This window comes from Rhodococcus sp. B7740 (genome assembly GCF_000954115.1).
GTDB lineage: Bacteria > Actinomycetota > Actinomycetes > Mycobacteriales > Mycobacteriaceae > Rhodococcoides.
Genome location: NZ_CP010797.1, coordinates 3931965 through 3948835 on the forward strand (window position 1 = coordinate 3931965; position 16871 = coordinate 3948835).

A 16871-nucleotide genomic window follows, 5' to 3' on the forward strand; every position below is an offset into this window, starting at 1 on the left:
GGCTCCACTTCTATCGGATGACGCGCTCGCACCCGGAGGTCGATTCTCCGGCGAGCCGCTGCCCGAGCCAGTCGTACGCTCCGGGACGGCCGTTGGTCTGCGCCAGAGAATGATCCCCTGGAATCTCTTCGAGCCGGACCGACGCCCCGGCTGCGCACCACTGGTCCTGCACCGCCTCGGCACCCTCCTTGGGAATGAGGAAGTCCTGCAGTCCCTGGTAGATGTAAATCGGCGCGTCGGGCTTGCGCTGGCCCATGCGGTTCTCCTCGACGATCGCCTTGGTGATCGGATGCTCGAACACGTCGGGGACGTTGGAGAGGTTTCGCTGGTCCAGCAGCAGCAGTCCCGTGTAGGACAACACATCCACGCATTGATCCTTCTGCGCCAGAGCCAGTCGCTTGCCGTTGTCGTTGGCGAGCTGCCGCATCTCCGGGTACTCGCGGGACAGGCCGATCGTCGCCGCAGTGAACAGACCCGATCCGATCTGGCCGTTCAGTGACGTCTGCAGAATCTTGTAGTCGGTCGGCGGGCCACCGAACGCGACGCCGGCAATGTTCAACTCCGGCGCGTATTCCGGAGCCAACTGCGCGGCCCAACCCGAGGCGATGGCACCGCCGGAGTAGCCGGTGATGCCGATCGGAGCGTCCGCAGCGACCCCCGCGCTCTGCGATGCGCGCAAGCCGTCGAGCACGGTGTGCCCTGAAACGAGACCGGCCGAATAGGCCTGTCGAGGACCCTGATAGTCGGTGACGACCACCGTGTAGCCGCGACCGAGCAGAATCCGAACCTGATCGATCTCCTTGTTGTTGCCCCGCGGCAGTGTGTACGACGGCGCGCACTGATTACCGAGCGAGTCCGTGGCCTCGTTGTATGCGACGACGGGACGATCTCCGGCTCCTGACCACGGCGCGGTGGGCGTCAGGACCGTCGTCGCCGCCGCGATGGGGCGGTTCTTGGAGTCGGTCGAACGGAAGAGCAACTGAACGGACGACGCCTCGGGCGTCACCGCGACGTCTCGACGGTTCAGCACCGTGCCCGGCTGCAGGTTCTCGTACCCGGCCGGGGGATCGAACCACGCATCACCCAGGGGGGTGGGCAGGTACGCAGCGGGGTCCGAAGGGGGAGCGACGAAGTCCTGAACAGGATCGGCTTGAGCCGGGCCTGCCAACGACAGCATCAATGCTGCGGCTCCGGCCAGAACGAGTGCCTTGCGCATGTGATTCCCACCCTGTAGCTCCGTACGCCCCGACGTCCGGTAGACCAGTGACCATCGTGCCATACGGTGGCGCAATTTCGGGTCTGTGAACTGAGCCAGCAAGCAGGTAGGTTGTCTGTTACTCCGAACACTACTCACCAGTAGGGACCCGTCCATGCCAGCACCGTCAGCTGCGACCTTCACCCGGCTCGCCGATCTCATCGCCATCCCCGACGCCGAATCGCGGCCGACGAAGACCATCACCGAGGTGTTCACCGGCAAGGAGCTGGCGACCATCCCGGTCGGTACCGCCGCCGATGCGACCGCCGCGATCGCGCGCGTCCGCGCAGCTCAGGCTGCCTGGGTCAAGCGGCCCGTGTCCGAGCGCGCCGAAATCTTCCACCGCTACCGCGACCTGGTGCTCGCCCACCGCGACGAGCTGATGGACATGGCGCAGGCCGAGACCGGCAAGTCCCGCGCCGCCGCTCTCGAAGAGGTTCTCGACATCTCGATGACCGCGCGGCACTACGCGCGCACCGCCGCGAAGCTGCTGGCTCCGAAGAAGGTCACCGGCATGCTGCCCGTGCTGACCAAGACCCGGGTCCGCTACCAGCCGAAGGGCGTCGTCGGAATCATCGCCCCGTGGAACTACCCGATGACCCTCGCAGTGTCCGACGCCATCCCGGCACTGCTGGCAGGCAACGGCGTCGTGCTCAAGCCCGACAGCCAGACGCCGTACTGCGCGCTCGCCTGCGTCGAACTGCTCTACAAGGCCGGTCTGCCCCGTGACCTGTTCGCCGTCGTTCCCGGCCCGGGTTCGGTGGTGGGAACCGCCATCGTCGAGAACACCGAGTACGTCATGTTCACCGGCTCCACCGCTACCGGCCAGCTCCTGGCCGAGCAGGCCGGGCGTCGACTCATCGGATTCTCCGCCGAGCTCGGCGGCAAGAACGCGATGATCGTGGCCAAGGGTGCCAACCTGCGGGAAGTATCCGACGCGGCCGTGCGGGCCTGCTTCTCCAACTCCGGCCAGCTCTGCATCTCCATCGAACGTATCTACGTCGAGAAGTCGATCGCCGCGGAGTTCACCGAGAAGTTCGGTCAGCGGGTCCGCAACATGAGCCTCGGAGCCGACTACGAATTCGGCATCGAGATGGGCAGCCTCATCTCCGAGGATCAGATCAAGACCGTCTCGGCCCACGTCGACGACGCCAAGGTCAAGGGCGCGACCGTCGTCGCCGGAGGCAATGCGCGCCCCGACATCGGCCCGCTGTTCTACGAGCCGACGCTGTTGACGAACGTCACCGAGGACATGGAATGCGCGGCAACCGAGACCTTCGGGCCGCTGGTGTCGATCTATCCCGTCGCCGACGTCGACGAGGCCATCGAGAAGGCCAACGACACCGAGTACGGACTCAACGCCAGCGTGTGGGCCAAGACCAAGGCCCAGGGCGAAGCCATTGCGGCACGGCTGCATTCGGGCACCGTGAACGTCGACGAGGGCTACGCACCGACGTGGGGCACCACCGGTGCTCCGATGGGCGGCATGGGCGTATCCGGTGTCGGACGCAGGCACGGTACCGAGGGCCTGCTCAAGTACACCGAGTCGCAGACCATCGCGACGACGCGTCTGCTCAATCTCGGTGGACCGCGCGGACTTCCGCCGAAGCTGTGGGCGAAGATCATGCCGCCCTTCGTCAAGGCGCTCAAGTACATCCCGGGTCGGTAGAACCGGGCCCGGCGACGTCGGGCGACGAGGGACGGTCTAGGTCGTACGCAGGACCGAGATGCTCAGGGCCCTGGTGAAGATCGAGTCGGTGCCGACTCGATCGAACATCGGCCACGACTGCCGATCGATTCCCTCGTCGTCGAATGTCGCCACGGGGATGTCCCACACTGTGGATCCGGTTCCGACGTCGATCCCGCGCAGCACTTCCGGTCCGAACAGAGTGGCGACGTCACCGTCGAGCGCACCGACCTCCGCGAAACCTCCTGATTCGCGACTCCACAGCGTGTTCCCGGTGTCGAGGTCGATTGCGGATTCGGTGGCTGTGTCGTCGTTGCGCAGCAGCGCCACCGAACCCGTGACGGCGTATGCCAGTCCGTTGGTGGACAGGAACGCAGCGGCGGGTCCGGTGATCTCCGGCGCAACAGCCCAGACCAGATTCTCGTCGGTCCACACGGGATCCGGATTCGGCGGCCGATAGCCGCCCGTCCCGAGCAGCAACGGGCTCTGCTCGGCGGGTGCGTCGAACGTCGGCCGCTGCAGGGTCACGGAATCCGTTGCAGCGAGCACGGATCCGTCGGCGTCGACGATCTCCGAACCTGTGACCACGGTGGGATCCGAGCAGTCCGTCCGCACCACCCGCACGTTGCCGTCGCTCGACGCGGTGCCCGAGCGAGCGCAGTTCGGAGCTGTTCTGGACCACCGGTTCTCCCCGGTGGCGAGGTCGAAGGCGAACACTCCTCGGCCGTCGTCGAACAGCCCGATTCCGTTCTCGGTGTGCAGCGTCGAGGCGAACTGTGTGTTGGGTGAGGACGTGGAATCGAACTGCACCGACCAGTCCGCGTCCACGTCGTCCGCGCTGCCGCGAGACACCGTCGGCCGGACGCCCTCGCGGACCGCCCGAGAGGTGTACACGTGGCCGTCCGCGGTGGTCAGACCGGTGATCGGAAACGCTGCGTCCCGAGTACTCGATTCCCCGGATTCAGCGTCGACGGTGAGGATTTCGGATGTCGTGCCTGCGGAGCCGCGGTAGCAGACGACCTGCCCGTCGACCAACTCCTCACCGCAGCCGACGACGTTCTCCGCGGGGGTACGCCACCGCACCGCACCGTCGGCGATGTGCAATCCCACCAGGGTGGCGTCGACGAACTCTCTGCCGTCGAGGCGGCCGACGAGCGTGACGACCGTCGAGCCGTCGGAGATGGAACCGGACTCCGTCGAATCGGTGTCGCTGCCCTGGACGGGATCACGAAACTGACCGCCCTCGACACCCACATCCGAGGGAGTGAGAGTCCAGCCCAGAGTCGGAGCAGGTCCTGTTGCACCGTCGATGGGAGTGCCGGCCGTCGACGCCCGTTCCTCGGTTCCGCACGACGCGCAGGCAAGCGCTGCTACCAGGACCGCGGCGGCGGAGACCTGGAGCCGACGTGTCATGAAAGATCCTCCCGCCTGTGCAGAACCGAAAGATGGTGGACGGTTCGGTCTTGGAGCATAGAGAACGAAAAATCCCCGCACTCCCGGTGGGGGTGCGGGGAACTTTCGTCGACGCGCGAGCCTAGTTGACGCTGTGTCCGTTCAGTCCGGCGTGTGCGTAGTGATTGCGACTGTCGGGAATGTGGTTGTCTCCCAACACCCGAGCAATCTGCTGCTCACTGAGTCCGAGGCGACGAAGCCGCTCGCAGACCGCATCGAAATCGAGCATTCTCGCGTCGAGTTCCTGCTGTAGTGCAATCACTTCGGCGCGAATGGTCTCGGCCTCGTCCAGTGCCGCCAGCGTGTCCTTCGGCTCGGGTAGCAGCAGGGCGAGCAGCCGGTCACGTGCGTCGGTGCTCAGCCCCTCGAAGGGGCGCTGCCCCGGCTGCGCCTCGTGACGACCCTCGGCGCGGCCGGCCTCGAAGCGACGGTCGGTCTCGTACTCGGCGGAGACGTAATCCTGCGTGGCACCGAAGGAGGGAATCTCGGCGAGCTGGTCCTGCGGCTCATCCTTGGGTCCCTGGGCAGGGGCCGACGCGATGTCGATCGTCTGGCGCAGTGGGCGATTCGGAATGAAGACGACCGCGATCAGCGTGACGATCGCGACGAACCCGGCGATCATGAAGATGCGACCGGTCGCATCACCGTACGCGGTGCGGATGACTTCGAGGACCGGAGCAGGCAGTGAGGTGAGATCGAGCGATCCACCGCCGCCCGACGAGCTGTCGACGCCGAGCTGGGCCAGGCCGGCTGCGGACTTGTCGGCCACTCGGGTCGCCAGCAGGGAACCGAGAACCGAGACGCCGATCGCGCCGCCGAAGGTGCGGAAGAACGCAACCGTCGACGATGCCGCACCGACGTTCTGCACACTGACCGTGTTCTGCACTGCGAGAACGAGATTCTGCATCAGCATGCCGGTACCGAGGCCGACGATCGTGATGAAGATGCCGACCGTGACCAGGCTGGTGGCGTGATCGATGGTGCCCAGGAGCAGGAATCCGATCACCAGCAGGATGGATCCGGTGACGATGAACGGCTTCCACTTTCCGAACTTGGTGATGAGCTGACCCGAACCGACGGAGGCCACGAGCATGCCGAACACCAGTGGGATGGAGAGCAATCCGGCTTCGGTCGGGGTGTAGCCGCGAGCGGTCTGGAAGTACTGGCCGAGGAAGGTGGTGGCGCCGAAGAGGCCGACACCGACGGCGATGGAGGCGATGATGGCCAGGCCGGTCGTGCGCTCGGTGACGATCTTGAGCGGGATGATCGGCGACTTGTGCCGAGCCTCGACGACGACCGTCAGGATCAGCAGCAGAACTCCGCCGCCCACCAAGTAGGCAGTCTCACGGGAGATCCAGGCGTAGTAGTCCGCCTTGCCTGCGAACGAGACCCAGACGAGGAGAACGGAAACGCCCGCGGTGAGCAGGAGTGCGCCGAGCCAGTCGATGGAGACGTTGTCCTTGCGGACGGTCTTGATGTGCAGGGTCTTCTGCAGCAGTCCGAGGGCGATCACAGCAAGCGGCACGCAGACGAAGAAGCACCAACGCCAGCCGAGGGGGCTGTCGACGATGACGCCGCCCAGGATCGGGCCACCGGACATCGACACGGCCATGACCGCTCCGGTGTAGCCGGAGTAGCGGCCGCGATCACGCGGCGAGACGATGGTGCCGATGATGGCGATGACGAGTGCCGTCAGACCACCCATGCCGATGCCCTGGACGACGCGGGCAGCCAGCAGTACCGGCACGTTGTGTGCGAAGCCGGCGATGAGCGAGCCCGCGACGAAGATGACGATCGCGCTCTGGACCAGCACCTTCTTGTTGAACAGATCGGCGAGCTTGCCCCAGATGGGAGTGGAGGCGGCGTTGGCCAGCAGGGCTGTGGTGATGACCCAGGCGTACGCGGTCTGCGAACCCTTCAGATCACCGATGATGGTGGGCAGCGCCGTCGAGACGATCGTGGTGCTCAGCAGCGCGGTGAACAGCGCGGCCAGCAGGCCGGTGAGTGCCTCGAGGATCTGGCGGTGCGACATCGCGTCGGGATCGACGACTGCCTGATTGGGCGGAGTTTCCGCAGATGTAGTCATGTTCTATCTCGCAATCGATTCAATGCGGACCACGTCCTGGTGCTGGGCGTGGGCGTCTTCGTTGAAGGTGTCGTTCAGTTTGCGGATCGAGTCGAGTGCATCGAGTGCCTCGGACTCGCTCCAGCCGCTCAGCATCTCTGCCAGGCGACGTGCGCGTCTGTCCCAAATTTGTTTCAGTCGAACCTGGCCGACGTCCGACACACAGACCCGGGACGCCCTTCGGTCGTCCGGATCGGGATGCCGATCGATGTAGCCGAGGTCGACGAGGTCCGCGATCTGCCGGCTGAGGGCGGACTGGCTGACGCAGAGCCTGCTGGCCAGGTCGGTCTGTCTGCATTCGCCCTCGGTCGCCAGGATGGCCAACACTCCGGTCAGGGCCTGCGGCAGGGGTGAATCCTCGACTCCGGTGGTCACGGCCCGCTTCAGCGTGCGCCCGAAGAGGAAGACCTCTTCGACCAGCGACTCCGCTGTAGTGGATCGAACTGCCATGAGTGCTCCAACGATGAGTTCCATTTACTTGCTGTCTGCAACCATATATATACATACATGCGCTAAGCAAACATTATTCCTGTCTGGTGGGTCACAGGGTTGGAGCCGGATCGCGGATCGGCTCCTCGGATCTGGATTTGTGCCTCCGATCGCAGTCGGAAATCCGAAACTGGGGAGTCGATCCGCGGTCGGGGGTGGGCGATACAGTCCGGGCATGGACGTTGTGCGCGCGATGCCATTGCTCACGGTCACCGATCTCGATGCGGCGCTGGACTGGTACGTCCAGGTCACCCGTATGGAGGTGGTGATGAATCACGGTTGGATCGCCACGCTCGCGCCGTCGGGTGACAGTGCGGCGCAGCTGAGCCTGATCACCATCGATCCCACCGGGCCGGTCAACCCGTCGGCGTCGATCGAAGTGGACGACGTGGACGCGGCGTACCGGGCAGCGATGGACGCCGAACTCGAGATCGTCTACGAGATCACCAACGAGGAGTGGGGCGTACGTCGATTCTTCCTTCGCGACCCCGACGGCAACGTGGTGAACGTGCTCTCGCACATGTGAGATCAGGCGGGGGACAACAAGTCTCCGCGCCGGATACCGCGAAGAGTGCGGGTGGCCACGGTGAACCAGGCGGCGAGCAGCAAGAGGTACAGGGCAACGGCCAGAGCCTGCATCGCACCGAAGTTCAACGCATGTCCCAGGGCGCTCGCCCCGGTGACGCAGGTGCCGACGGGGAAGGTGAACGACCACCACGTCAGCGAGAACCCCAGGTTCCTGCGCGCCGCGTGCACGGTGAGCGCTGTCGCGAGCGCGAACATCAGCACACCGAAGCCGCCCATGATCAGCCCGTAGCCGATGCCGAAGACGTGGAGTCCGACGGCGATCGAGGATTGTGCGCCGGTGAACACCGTCGATGCGTCGGTGCCGAGCAGGTTCGCTGCGGTGATCGACTGGCCGATGAGTCCCAGCGTGATCCACACGGTCGGAGCCGCGTCGACGGGCGGGAGACCGCCGTGCAGCAGACGCCCGTAGATCAGAGTCAGCGTGATCATCCCAACGATCAGCGACAGCCCGAACATCGCGTAGCAGGCGCACAGCAACGCCAGCCGCCATTGGCCCTCGGGTAGGTGCGGAAGCAGCAACGCCCCGGTCGACGCCGACACCATCGGCGGCACCACCGGCATCAGCCATGCGGGTAGGGCTGTGACCTGCTCTCGGTGAACGGAGGTGATCATGCGGAAGGGAACCACGACGCTGGTGAGCAGACCGGTGATCGTCCCGGCGATCCACAGGCCGGCGAACAGCGCGGTCGCCGCGGTGGATCCGAGCAGGTCCACTCCGAGGAGGCCTGCTCCCGCGCCGACGGTGAGCAGTGCCATCGGCGGAGCGCCGTAGAACTGCACCATCACCGGGTGCCGGGCATAGGTGACAGCTCGGTCGCGGTGCCCGATCCAGTGCATCGCGAAGGCCGCACCGATCACGATGAGCGCCGTAGCTGCGCAGACCCAGACAGAGACCGCGAACACGTGCAGAGCCGCGAACTGCACCGGCAACGTGGCGGCCGCGGTGGCCACGATGCCGGTCCCCATCACCGCGGCGAACCAGTTGGGGGTGATGTGCTCGAAGGGTTGGCGGCGCACCACGCGGGTAGGAGCTGTCATGGTCATGTCTTCAGCCTGCGGGGTGCCGTGCCGGCTCGGTAGGCACCGGTTCAACACTCAGTCATAACCCAGGGCTATGGCTGCGTCTTCGCAGCCACGGTGAGCAACTCGGCGGCGGGTCCACTCGGCGCGCGGCCGGACGGCCAGATCGCCCGCAGTTCACGATGCAGTGTCAGTCCTGGAATCGGTACGCGGACCAGGGTCCCGGCAGCCAACTCGGGAGCGACGGCCAGTGAGCTCAGCACGGCTCCGCCGATTCCTGCCCCGACCGCGGACTTGATCGCCGTCGTCGAGGAGACCTCGAGGAGCGGCGAGGCCGGTTGCCCGAGACCCGCTGCCGCCAAGGCGCTTTCGTAGGCCGAGCGCGTCCCCGACCCGGCCTCCCGCGTCACCAGTGCAGTGCCGACGATCTCGGTGGCCGACGGCGCAGTGGCGGCCCACGAGTGGTCCGGTGCCACCACCAGCACCAGTTCGTCGGTGGCAACGGTACGGTGATCCAGAGCTGCAGGGACACTGGGGCTTTCGATGAAACCGAGGTCGGCGGTTCCCGCGAGCACCTTCTCGGCGACCACCGTCGAGTTACCCGAACTCAGCGTCGGAACGATGTGCGGGACAAGCGTGTGCAGCGTGACCAGCCAGCGCGGCAGAAGATACTCTGCGACAGTCTGACTCGCGGCAATCTGCACATGGCCGATGCGTTCGGCGTGCAACGTGGCGATGGCCGTCGCCAAGTCCTCGGCGGACCGAACGACCGGCGCAGCCCAACTGGCGACGAGCTCACCGAGTTCGGTCAGTACCGTTCCGCGCGCGCCCCGTGTCAGCAATGGCGCGCCGACGCGGCGTTCGAGGGCACGGATGCGCGCACTGGCCGCCGGCTGCGACATGCCGTGGGCTCTGCCCGCTCGCCCGATGCTGCCGAGCTCGGCCACCGACAGCAGCAGATCGATGCTGGTGAGATCGGCAACGTGAGGGGGAAGTGGCACGAGGCGAGCCTACGGCGGGGCGAGTCAGTACTCGCTGAACAGGTCCAACTCGCCGTCGGGCTCGGTGATGTCCGCGGACTCGATCGCATCTTCCGTGTCTTCGAGATCGTCAGGCTCACTGCGCTCGTGCAGCACCGATCCCACCAGGGCGGTGACGTCGATGGCTGCGGGGTCGGGGATGGGGTGTCCCTCGACGAAGGCGAGTCGCTCGGCCGACAGGTAGGCCAGGCGCACGGCCTGGACCACGAGTACGCGTCGTAGACCCTCGGAGACCTCGCCGCGTTCGCGGGTGACCGCAGCCAATCGCGAAATCGTCTCGGCACGACGGGCGATGCGGATGTCGGGGTGCCCGCGCTCGCGGCGGGTCTGCTCCGAGATCAACGATCGACGCAGCGACGCCGGGAGTGCGATGGGCTCCGAGACCGGTGGGATCTTCTCGTTCAGGATCGCCTTGTGCCGCGACTTGTCGATGGCCTCGAGGTACGCCGTGTACTCGTGAGCGTTCAGATCACGCGCGGCTGCGCGGAATCGTTCTGCACCGTCGGACTTCTTGAGATCCTCGTACTGCCACAGCGGCCAGATCTCGATTTCCGCGACCTCGAAGACGTCGAGCACCCGCATCGCGACGGCGTCGGTGCGCTGGTTGGTCAGGTGACGCTGCACCCGAACGCTGAGCTTTTCCTTGGTCTGCCCCACGTAGATCGGCTCGCCGTCGTAATCGTAGAACGCATACACGCCCCACTTGGCCGCCGACCACACCCGGCCCTGATCGTCCTTCTCGCTCAGCACTTCTCGCAGGGCCGCGCGAAAGGACTGCACATCGTCCGCGGGAAGAGTGCTCTTGCGCGGCGCGACGGCAGACGACCGCAGCGAGGACTTACCGTGACTGGACATGCGCCGCAGCTGTATTCGATGCATGCATCGTCCCGTTGACCAGTGGCATCAGGTAGTGCTCGGCGAGCCACGTGACCACGGGAACGCACACCGCATCACCGAAACCGAAGAGCGCCTGGTTGTTTCGCAGACCGTCGAGCGTGTACTCGCCGGCACCCATCAGGCGAGCGTATTCGAGCGGCGTCATCCAACGCACCTGCAACCGGCCGTTGCCCATCTTCACCACCGCCTGCTTCGACGAACCGCCGCGGGCGGTACGAAGGCAGCCGGAGATGTCGTCGGGCCGAGCCTCCCAGACCGCGACGCCGTTGCGGGTGCGACGGTAGGCGGTGCGGTAGCTGACCTTGCGGGACTTCTTCAGAATCTCTATGCGCTGCAACTGGATCGGCGACAACGACTGCACGAACGCCGCGGTACGGGCTGTGTCCCACCACCGCTCGTCTCGGTAGTCCATGCGCTCGACCACATCGCCGAGGCCACTGGTCAACGGAATCGGCGGACTCGGCAACGGAGCGCGGTGCGTCAGCAACGTCGAATCGCCGTACACCGCCTGCAACCAATCCGGCCGCAGCTCGCTGTTGGGATCGCGGGCATCCTCGGGGGGATTCTGCGCGCCGATCAGGAACAGGCGTGGACGCGACTGCGGAACGAAGCGTCGAGCATCGATGGTGAGGACATCGACCGAGTAGCCGAGCTCGTTGAGTTCTCGCACTGCTGCGGCCAGATCGTCGCCGCCGTGACTGGTGGCCAGCCCGACGACGTTCTCGAGCGCCACCACCTTCGGCCGAGCGGCACCGAGCTCGCTCAACACCCGCGTGAAATGCCGGAACGTCGAGGAGTTCTTGCCCGCCAGACCGGCGCGGCCCCCGGCCAACGACAGGTCGGTGCACGGAAACGACGCCCACGCCAGCGACAAACCGTCGGGCAGGTCTTCTCCCCGGGTGTGGGCAACATCGCCGAGTTGAAAATGGCCTGCATCGTCACCGAAGTGCTGGCGATACATGTGGTGCTTGTCGCGCTCGATGTCGTTGGCCCACGAGACCTCGAAACCGGCCTGCTCCAAGCCCATTCGCACCAAGCCGATACCGGCGAAGAACTCCGCGACAGTGTGGATGCGGCCGAGCGCAGGTGCCGAGGATCCACCCGGCACCACAGTCAACTTCGGCATGCACTCAGGCTAGTACAGAGCACCGACACGGTTGTGCCTACCGCCGGCTCACGCGGTGGTCGCCAGCGCCGCCGCCAAGCCGAACGCCACCGCCAGCAGGCTCACATGCGCGGCCGCTCGCCCCACCGAGTGCTCCACCGTGGATCGGTGTGCGGCGACGGTCGGCAACCACGTCCCACGGATCCGGTGAGCCAACGCGACCAGGATCACCGTGGCGAGAACCTTCGCGAGAACGATTCGGCCGTAACCGGTCTCGACCACGGCACCGAGGCTGTCGAGCTTCAGAACCGCATCCAGCACCCCGGTGGTGGCCACCCCGACGACGCACCAGAACGCGACCCGCGAATAGACCGGCAACAGAGTCGCCCACGCCGATTTGCTCCGTAGACTCAGCGCCATCGCACCTAGTACACCGAGCCACACCGACGCGCACAGCACATGCACGGCAACGGCGAAGGAGCCGAACGCGAACTGCGACATGTGACCGGTGATCGGCCGCGCCACCAGGGCGAGTGACGCCAGCACGATCACCGGAGTCGGAGACCAGCTCGCCCCCGACCGATACCCGGCCACCCCGACGGCGCACAGAGCGAGCGCCAGGATCACCGTCGCCGAACCCAGACGCCCCACCGAGATCGAGGTGGCGAACGTGGTGAAAGCGCTCGGCGACAACGTCAGTGGCGTACGCCCGGCCGAATCGGCTGCCGCAGCGGCCAGCAGAACGAACTCGGCCACCGCCCACAGCCCCGACAGATAGCCGATCGCGCGCCACATCACCAGCGGGTCGAGGGCGGGGCGTCGGGACTCGGAACTGGCGTCCAGGACAGCGAGAACTCCGAACCCCAACACCACCGAGCCCGACGCCACCGCGATCACCCGTAGCCACGACGACCCACCGGGAAAGGTGGGGTACGCCAGCGCGAATGCTGCCGCGACCCCCAGCAACGCCGCAGCTGCGGCGGCGAGCACCAACCGAACGCTTCTCTCGCCCACCGCAGCCACGTTGGTACTACTTCTGGGTCTTCGGCTTGCGCAGGGCGAACCCCAACGCGCCCGCGAAGGCCAGAACCGCGACCACGATCAACACGATGTGTCCGTAGCCGCCGAGGAATCCGCCATCCGACTCCTCCGAGGTGCCCGACGCGTCGGCCGGTGCCCCGGGAGTGCCGGAACCTTCCTGAGTGAGCGTGAACGTCGCAGTGCCGCTCACGGGATGACCGTCGGCGGAGGTGATGCGGTACGCGAGGGTGTACTCGCCGATCGGTCCCAGTTCACCGACGTCGACGACGACGCTCTGGCCCTCGATGCGTGCGTCGCCCTTCGACCAGATGTTGCCGTCGGGCCCGACGACGTTGAGCGTGGCGAACTGCGACTGCGGCACCTCGTTGAACGACACCGACGCCGTCGCCGGAGACGAGTCGAGGGAGGAGCCGTCGGCCGGGCTGTACCCGGTGACCTGCGAATGCGCCGACGCGATCGGTGCGGCGATCAACAGCACCAGCAGTGCTGCGGCCGAGACGAGCAGTGCCTTCGTGGAAACTACGAGCGATCTCACGAGCGCCGCGCCCTGATCGTCGCGCCGATGCCCAGACCTGCGCCGACGGCTCCCAGTACGAGTCCGACGCCGGCGAGCCAGCGCGCGGTGTTGTCCTCCGACGTCGTCGACGCCTCCGCTGTTGCGGTGGTCTCGGTGTGGGTGCTGCCGTGCGCATCACCGCCGGCCGCGGCCAGAGTCAGAGTGGGAGCGGGCAGTTCGGGCTCGCTACCGTCCTCGGTCATCGGCTCGTCCCAGTTCACGACCTCACCGTCGGTGTAGGTCTGGGTGGCCGGGAACGAGACGGTCTCCTGCTCGGGCAGCGGTCCCGCGGAGAGCAGGAACTGCTGGAACTGGCCCGGGCCGACCTCGAAACCGGGGTTCGCCGTCCACGTCACCGACACCGCCAGATCGGCCGAGTCCTTCTCGACGGTGGACGTCCAGCCCGGGATGGGCTGCGTACGAGCAGAATTCAAGCCAGGCAGGGTCACCTTGACCGAACTGGTCGAGGCAGTATCGGACTCGGTGGGAACGCGGAACGTCAGCACCGAGTAGCCGCCCTGCGCGGCGTCGGGTGCCGAGACGACGACGTGTGCGGACGCTGCGCCTGCGCCGATCAGCACCGCGCCGACGGTGGCTCCTGAGACGAACAGGGCACGGGAAAGAGAGCTCTTCATGGATTGGGTCATTTCTGTGCAGAGATGTGCGGGAAAGGGATGTCGGTCAGTAGATCGACACCGGGGGCCCGCGACGAGAGATGACCCAGTCGAGCGCAGTGCCGTCCACCGACCGAACCGCAACGGACATGCAGACGCGACCGACGGCGGAACGGTCGGGCAGGGGAGTGAGGAGGGCGAGAACCGCTCGGACGATGGAGGTGATCGGGCCGTAGAGGCGCTCGGCTGCGGCGATCGTGAATCCGGCGACGACCGAGGCGACCGCGTGGAAGGCGATCATGGCTGTGCTGGGAAGCAGGGAGTGTGCGTGCATCTGAGCTGCGCTGCCGAGGCTCAGCGCGATGTGGGCGACGAGTTGGCCGGTCAGCAGAGCCGGGAGCAGCAGAACGGTCGAACGCCTGGGCAGGGCTGTCATGGCACCGATACCGATGCCGACGACGATCAGTAGGGCCAGTGCGGAACCGTCGGGCCAGTCGCCGCCGGCCATGCCGTGTGCGGCCACCGCGAGCGCCGCGGTGACGATACCGACAGCTCCGCCGCGAAGCGGGGCGGCTGAGCTGTCGGTCATCGGTTCGTTCAGGGGTCAGCGCACGCCGAGACGGGCGAGCAGATCGGCCTCGATGCCGTCGAGCTCTGCGGAGATAGCGGCGTGTGCGGTCTTGCGGCGAGCGGGCGGCATCTGCTCGGATGCGCGGACAGCGGTGGTCAGATCGTCGAGACGCTCGCTGATCGCGGCACCGAAGCTCTTGGTCTCGGGATCGGAGTGGCGCGCACCGATGGTGTTGAGCGACTTCTCGGCACCGGCGATGCGGGCGCTGAGCTTGCCGCCGTGGCCGGTGTACTCGCTGAGCTGATCGGGTGCGACACCGAGCTGCTGCGCCTTGCGGCTGTCGAGCTGCGCACGCACGACGGTCGCACCGCGGTAGAGGATGGGGGCCAACACCGGAATCAGCAGCCGGGCAATACCGAGATACTTGCGGATCTGAGCCACGCTCAGTGTTCCCTGCATCGCAGCTTTCTGCTGAGCCTTGAGGGCAGAGACCTGCGCCTTCTCGACGTTTTTCTGCGACTTGGCCTCCACCGCGCTGAGCTTGCGCTGTGCCTTGGCGATCGCCTTCAACTGCTTGCGCTCGTTCTTCGCGCCCAGTTTCGCTTCGAGTGTTGCCTTGTGCTTGAGAGCTTTGGCCTCTGCCTTGCGAGTGGCACGACCCTTACGCTTGCGGAACAAACCCATCGACAAGGCTCCTGACATGTGCTGCTGGGCGGGAAAAGTGCGTTCCACACACCTTATCGGGCGGTGGTGTTCGCAGGCTGACGGGCGGTGATCTGCACCGGCTGTCGGAGGGCTGACCTAATGTCTTGAAGTGTGAACGGTCGACGAGCTCCTGCACCCGTGCTGCTCGATGCCGGATCGTTGACGCGGTGCAGGCACCGGCTCTATCTCGACACCGCGTACGGATCGTTGCTACGCGGTGAACCCGAGAACCCAGGGGTGCGGCAGCGTCGAGAAGCAGCTCAGGCCCACCGGGAGAACATCCGCGCGCAGCTGGCCGTGGACGATCCGATGCTGTGGACCGAGATCGACGAGCCCACCGCCCGAGACGCTGCCGACGCCACCGTCGCCGCCTGTCGGGACGGAGTGGAACGCATCTGGAACGCGGTACTGCCCCTCGAACGCGACACCGGTCGACGCGGGCGCAGCGAACTGCTCGTCCGCGACGCGTCCGGCGGCTACATCCCGGTGATCGTGGTCAACCACAAGGTCACCGACCCCGGCCGCGGCGCGCGCACCACCCCGCTCGATCGATGGTCTCCGGCGATCGACGAGACCCGCAAGGTGCGCAGCCAACTCCGCGACCAGCTCCGGCTCGCTCACCTGTATCGGATGCTGGCGCACGAGGGCCTGGCCACGGCCACGCCTCTCGGCGGCGCGGTGGGCTACAAGGGCGAATGCATGCTGGTGCACGATCTCACCTCGGTCCTCGACGAATACGACACCCGCTTCGCAGACCGGCTCTCGGTTGCACAGGGCACCGCGTTCACCGTTCCCTCCCAGGTCAGTGAGTGCCGATCCTGTTCGTGGTGGTTCGACTGCAAGCCGCAACTCGAGGCCGTTCGTGACGTTTCGCTGGTGGCCTCCGGTTCCCGCGCCGATGTGCTGCGCAGCGCGGGCGTGCGCACCATCGACGAGTTGGCGCAGTGGACCGGCCCGGCACCGGAGGAGTGGCCTTTCGGAAACTTCGACGACGCCGTGTCCGCGGCACTGGCCTGGCGAGCCGACGTGCCGTTGCTGCGGCGCTCGGAGACCGTGACGGTGCACCGCGCCGACGTCGAGGTGGACGTGGACATGGAGAGCTATCAGGAACACGGCGCGTACCTGTGGGGCACGCTGCTCACCGAAGCGGGTGGCCCGCCGCCGACCTATCGCGGCTTCGTCACCTGGGATCCGCTGCCGACCGCGGACGAGGGCCGCTCGTTCGCGGTGTTCTGGAACTGGTTGATGGACACCAGGGCCGATGCGGCCGCGCGCGGCAAAACCTTTGCTGCGTACTGCTATTCACGGCAGGCGGAGGACAAGTGGTTGCTCGATTCGGCCCGCCGCTTCGCCGACGTTCCCGGGGTGCCCACCGAGGCGCAGATCCGCGAGTTCATCGACAGTGAGCAGTGGGTCGACATCTACCAGGCCGTGAGCGATCAGTTCATCTGCCCGAACGGCAAGGGACTGAAGAAGATTGCGCCGGTCGCAGGATTCGCGTGGCGTGACGACGAGGCCGGCGGCGAGGCGTCGATGGGCTGGTATCGGGAAGCCGTCGGATACGACGACGAGCCCGACCACACGCAGCGCGAGCGACTGCTCGTCTACAACGAGGACGACGTTCTGGCCACGAAAGTGTTGCGCGAGTGGATGTCCGACCGTGCGGAGAAGGAGATCCCGACGGTGGCGGACCTGCGCGCTCGCGCGTGACCCCGCGTCGATCGGC

At 66.4% G+C, this 16871-nt stretch carries 16 protein-coding genes; 3 read left to right on the forward strand and 13 right to left on the reverse strand.

The window, feature by feature from the left end:
• Window positions 1-10: 10 nt before the first annotated feature.
• The gene (locus NY08_RS18250; RefSeq protein WP_045197934.1) at window positions 11-1216 is read right to left on the reverse strand and encodes a lipase family protein; all 1206 of its coding nucleotides are present in this window, start codon (window positions 1214-1216) and stop codon (window positions 11-13) included.
• A 154-nt stretch (window positions 1217-1370) separates the two neighbouring features.
• Between NY08_RS18250 and NY08_RS18255 the strand changes: the two genes are divergently transcribed.
• On the forward strand, window positions 1371-2924 hold the full coding sequence (locus tag NY08_RS18255; protein WP_032397109.1) for a succinic semialdehyde dehydrogenase: 1554 nt from the start codon (window positions 1371-1373) through the stop codon (window positions 2922-2924).
• A 36-nt stretch (window positions 2925-2960) separates the two neighbouring features.
• Here NY08_RS18255 and NY08_RS18260 read toward each other — a convergent pair whose 3' ends face one another.
• From NY08_RS18260 to NY08_RS18270, 3 genes are all read right to left on the reverse strand, one after another.
• A complete protein-coding gene (locus NY08_RS18260; RefSeq protein WP_045197936.1) occupies window positions 2961-4355 on the reverse strand; it encodes an outer membrane protein assembly factor BamB family protein in 1395 nt (464 codons plus the stop codon).
• Window positions 4356-4476: 121 nt separating this feature from the next.
• A complete protein-coding gene (locus NY08_RS18265; protein ID WP_045197938.1) occupies window positions 4477-6480 on the reverse strand; it encodes an MDR family MFS transporter in 2004 nt (667 codons plus the stop codon).
• 3 nt (window positions 6481-6483) lie between these two features.
• Window positions 6484-6969 (reverse strand): MarR family winged helix-turn-helix transcriptional regulator, encoded by a 486-nt coding sequence (locus NY08_RS18270; RefSeq protein ID WP_032397378.1) that lies wholly within the window; start codon window positions 6967-6969, stop codon window positions 6484-6486.
• Window positions 6970-7183: 214 nt separating this feature from the next.
• Between NY08_RS18270 and NY08_RS18275 the strand changes: the two genes are divergently transcribed.
• Window positions 7184-7534, forward strand: coding sequence for a VOC family protein (locus tag NY08_RS18275; RefSeq protein ID WP_045197940.1), 351 nt, complete (start codon window positions 7184-7186; stop codon window positions 7532-7534).
• A gap of 2 nt (window positions 7535-7536) precedes the next feature.
• On the opposite strand, the gene NY08_RS18280 is transcribed toward NY08_RS18275, so the two are convergent.
• The 9 genes from NY08_RS18280 to NY08_RS18320 all read right to left on the reverse strand — a co-directional run bounded on the left by NY08_RS18280 (window position 7537) and on the right by NY08_RS18320 (window position 15124).
• Window positions 7537-8640, reverse strand: coding sequence for a TDT family transporter (locus NY08_RS18280; RefSeq protein WP_045197942.1), 1104 nt, complete (start codon window positions 8638-8640; stop codon window positions 7537-7539).
• A gap of 68 nt (window positions 8641-8708) precedes the next feature.
• A complete protein-coding gene (locus NY08_RS18285) occupies window positions 8709-9617 on the reverse strand; it encodes a LysR family transcriptional regulator (RefSeq protein WP_045197943.1) in 909 nt (302 codons plus the stop codon).
• A gap of 24 nt (window positions 9618-9641) precedes the next feature.
• Entirely contained in the window at window positions 9642-10511 is an 870-nt protein-coding gene (locus NY08_RS18290) for a GIY-YIG nuclease family protein (protein WP_144407394.1), read from the reverse strand.
• Window positions 10495-11679 (reverse strand): DNA cytosine methyltransferase, encoded by a 1185-nt coding sequence (locus NY08_RS18295; RefSeq protein ID WP_235386959.1) that lies wholly within the window; start codon window positions 11677-11679, stop codon window positions 10495-10497. The genes NY08_RS18290 and NY08_RS18295 overlap by 17 nt, the downstream gene beginning before the upstream one ends.
• 48 nt (window positions 11680-11727) lie before the next feature.
• The gene (locus NY08_RS18300; protein ID WP_235386960.1) at window positions 11728-12672 is read right to left on the reverse strand and encodes a copper resistance D family protein; all 945 of its coding nucleotides are present in this window, start codon (window positions 12670-12672) and stop codon (window positions 11728-11730) included.
• Between the two features lie 16 nt (window positions 12673-12688).
• A complete protein-coding gene (gene mprA / locus NY08_RS18305) occupies window positions 12689-13234 on the reverse strand; it encodes an MprA protease, GlyGly-CTERM protein-sorting domain-containing form (RefSeq protein WP_045197945.1) in 546 nt (181 codons plus the stop codon).
• On the reverse strand, window positions 13231-13890 hold the full coding sequence (locus tag NY08_RS18310) for a YcnI family copper-binding membrane protein (RefSeq protein ID WP_045200727.1): 660 nt from the start codon (window positions 13888-13890) through the stop codon (window positions 13231-13233). The genes mprA and NY08_RS18310 overlap by 4 nt, the downstream gene beginning before the upstream one ends.
• Before the next feature lie 46 nt (window positions 13891-13936).
• On the reverse strand, window positions 13937-14458 hold the full coding sequence (locus NY08_RS18315) for a hypothetical protein (RefSeq protein WP_045197947.1): 522 nt from the start codon (window positions 14456-14458) through the stop codon (window positions 13937-13939).
• 15 nt (window positions 14459-14473) lie between these two features.
• A complete protein-coding gene (locus NY08_RS18320) occupies window positions 14474-15124 on the reverse strand; it encodes a DUF6474 family protein (RefSeq protein WP_045200729.1) in 651 nt (216 codons plus the stop codon).
• A gap of 162 nt (window positions 15125-15286) precedes the next feature.
• Here NY08_RS18320 and NY08_RS18325 point away from each other — a divergent pair, with 162 nt between their 5' ends.
• Window positions 15287-16855 (forward strand): TM0106 family RecB-like putative nuclease, encoded by a 1569-nt coding sequence (locus NY08_RS18325; protein WP_045200731.1) that lies wholly within the window; start codon window positions 15287-15289, stop codon window positions 16853-16855.
• Window positions 16856-16871 lie beyond the last annotated feature (16 nt).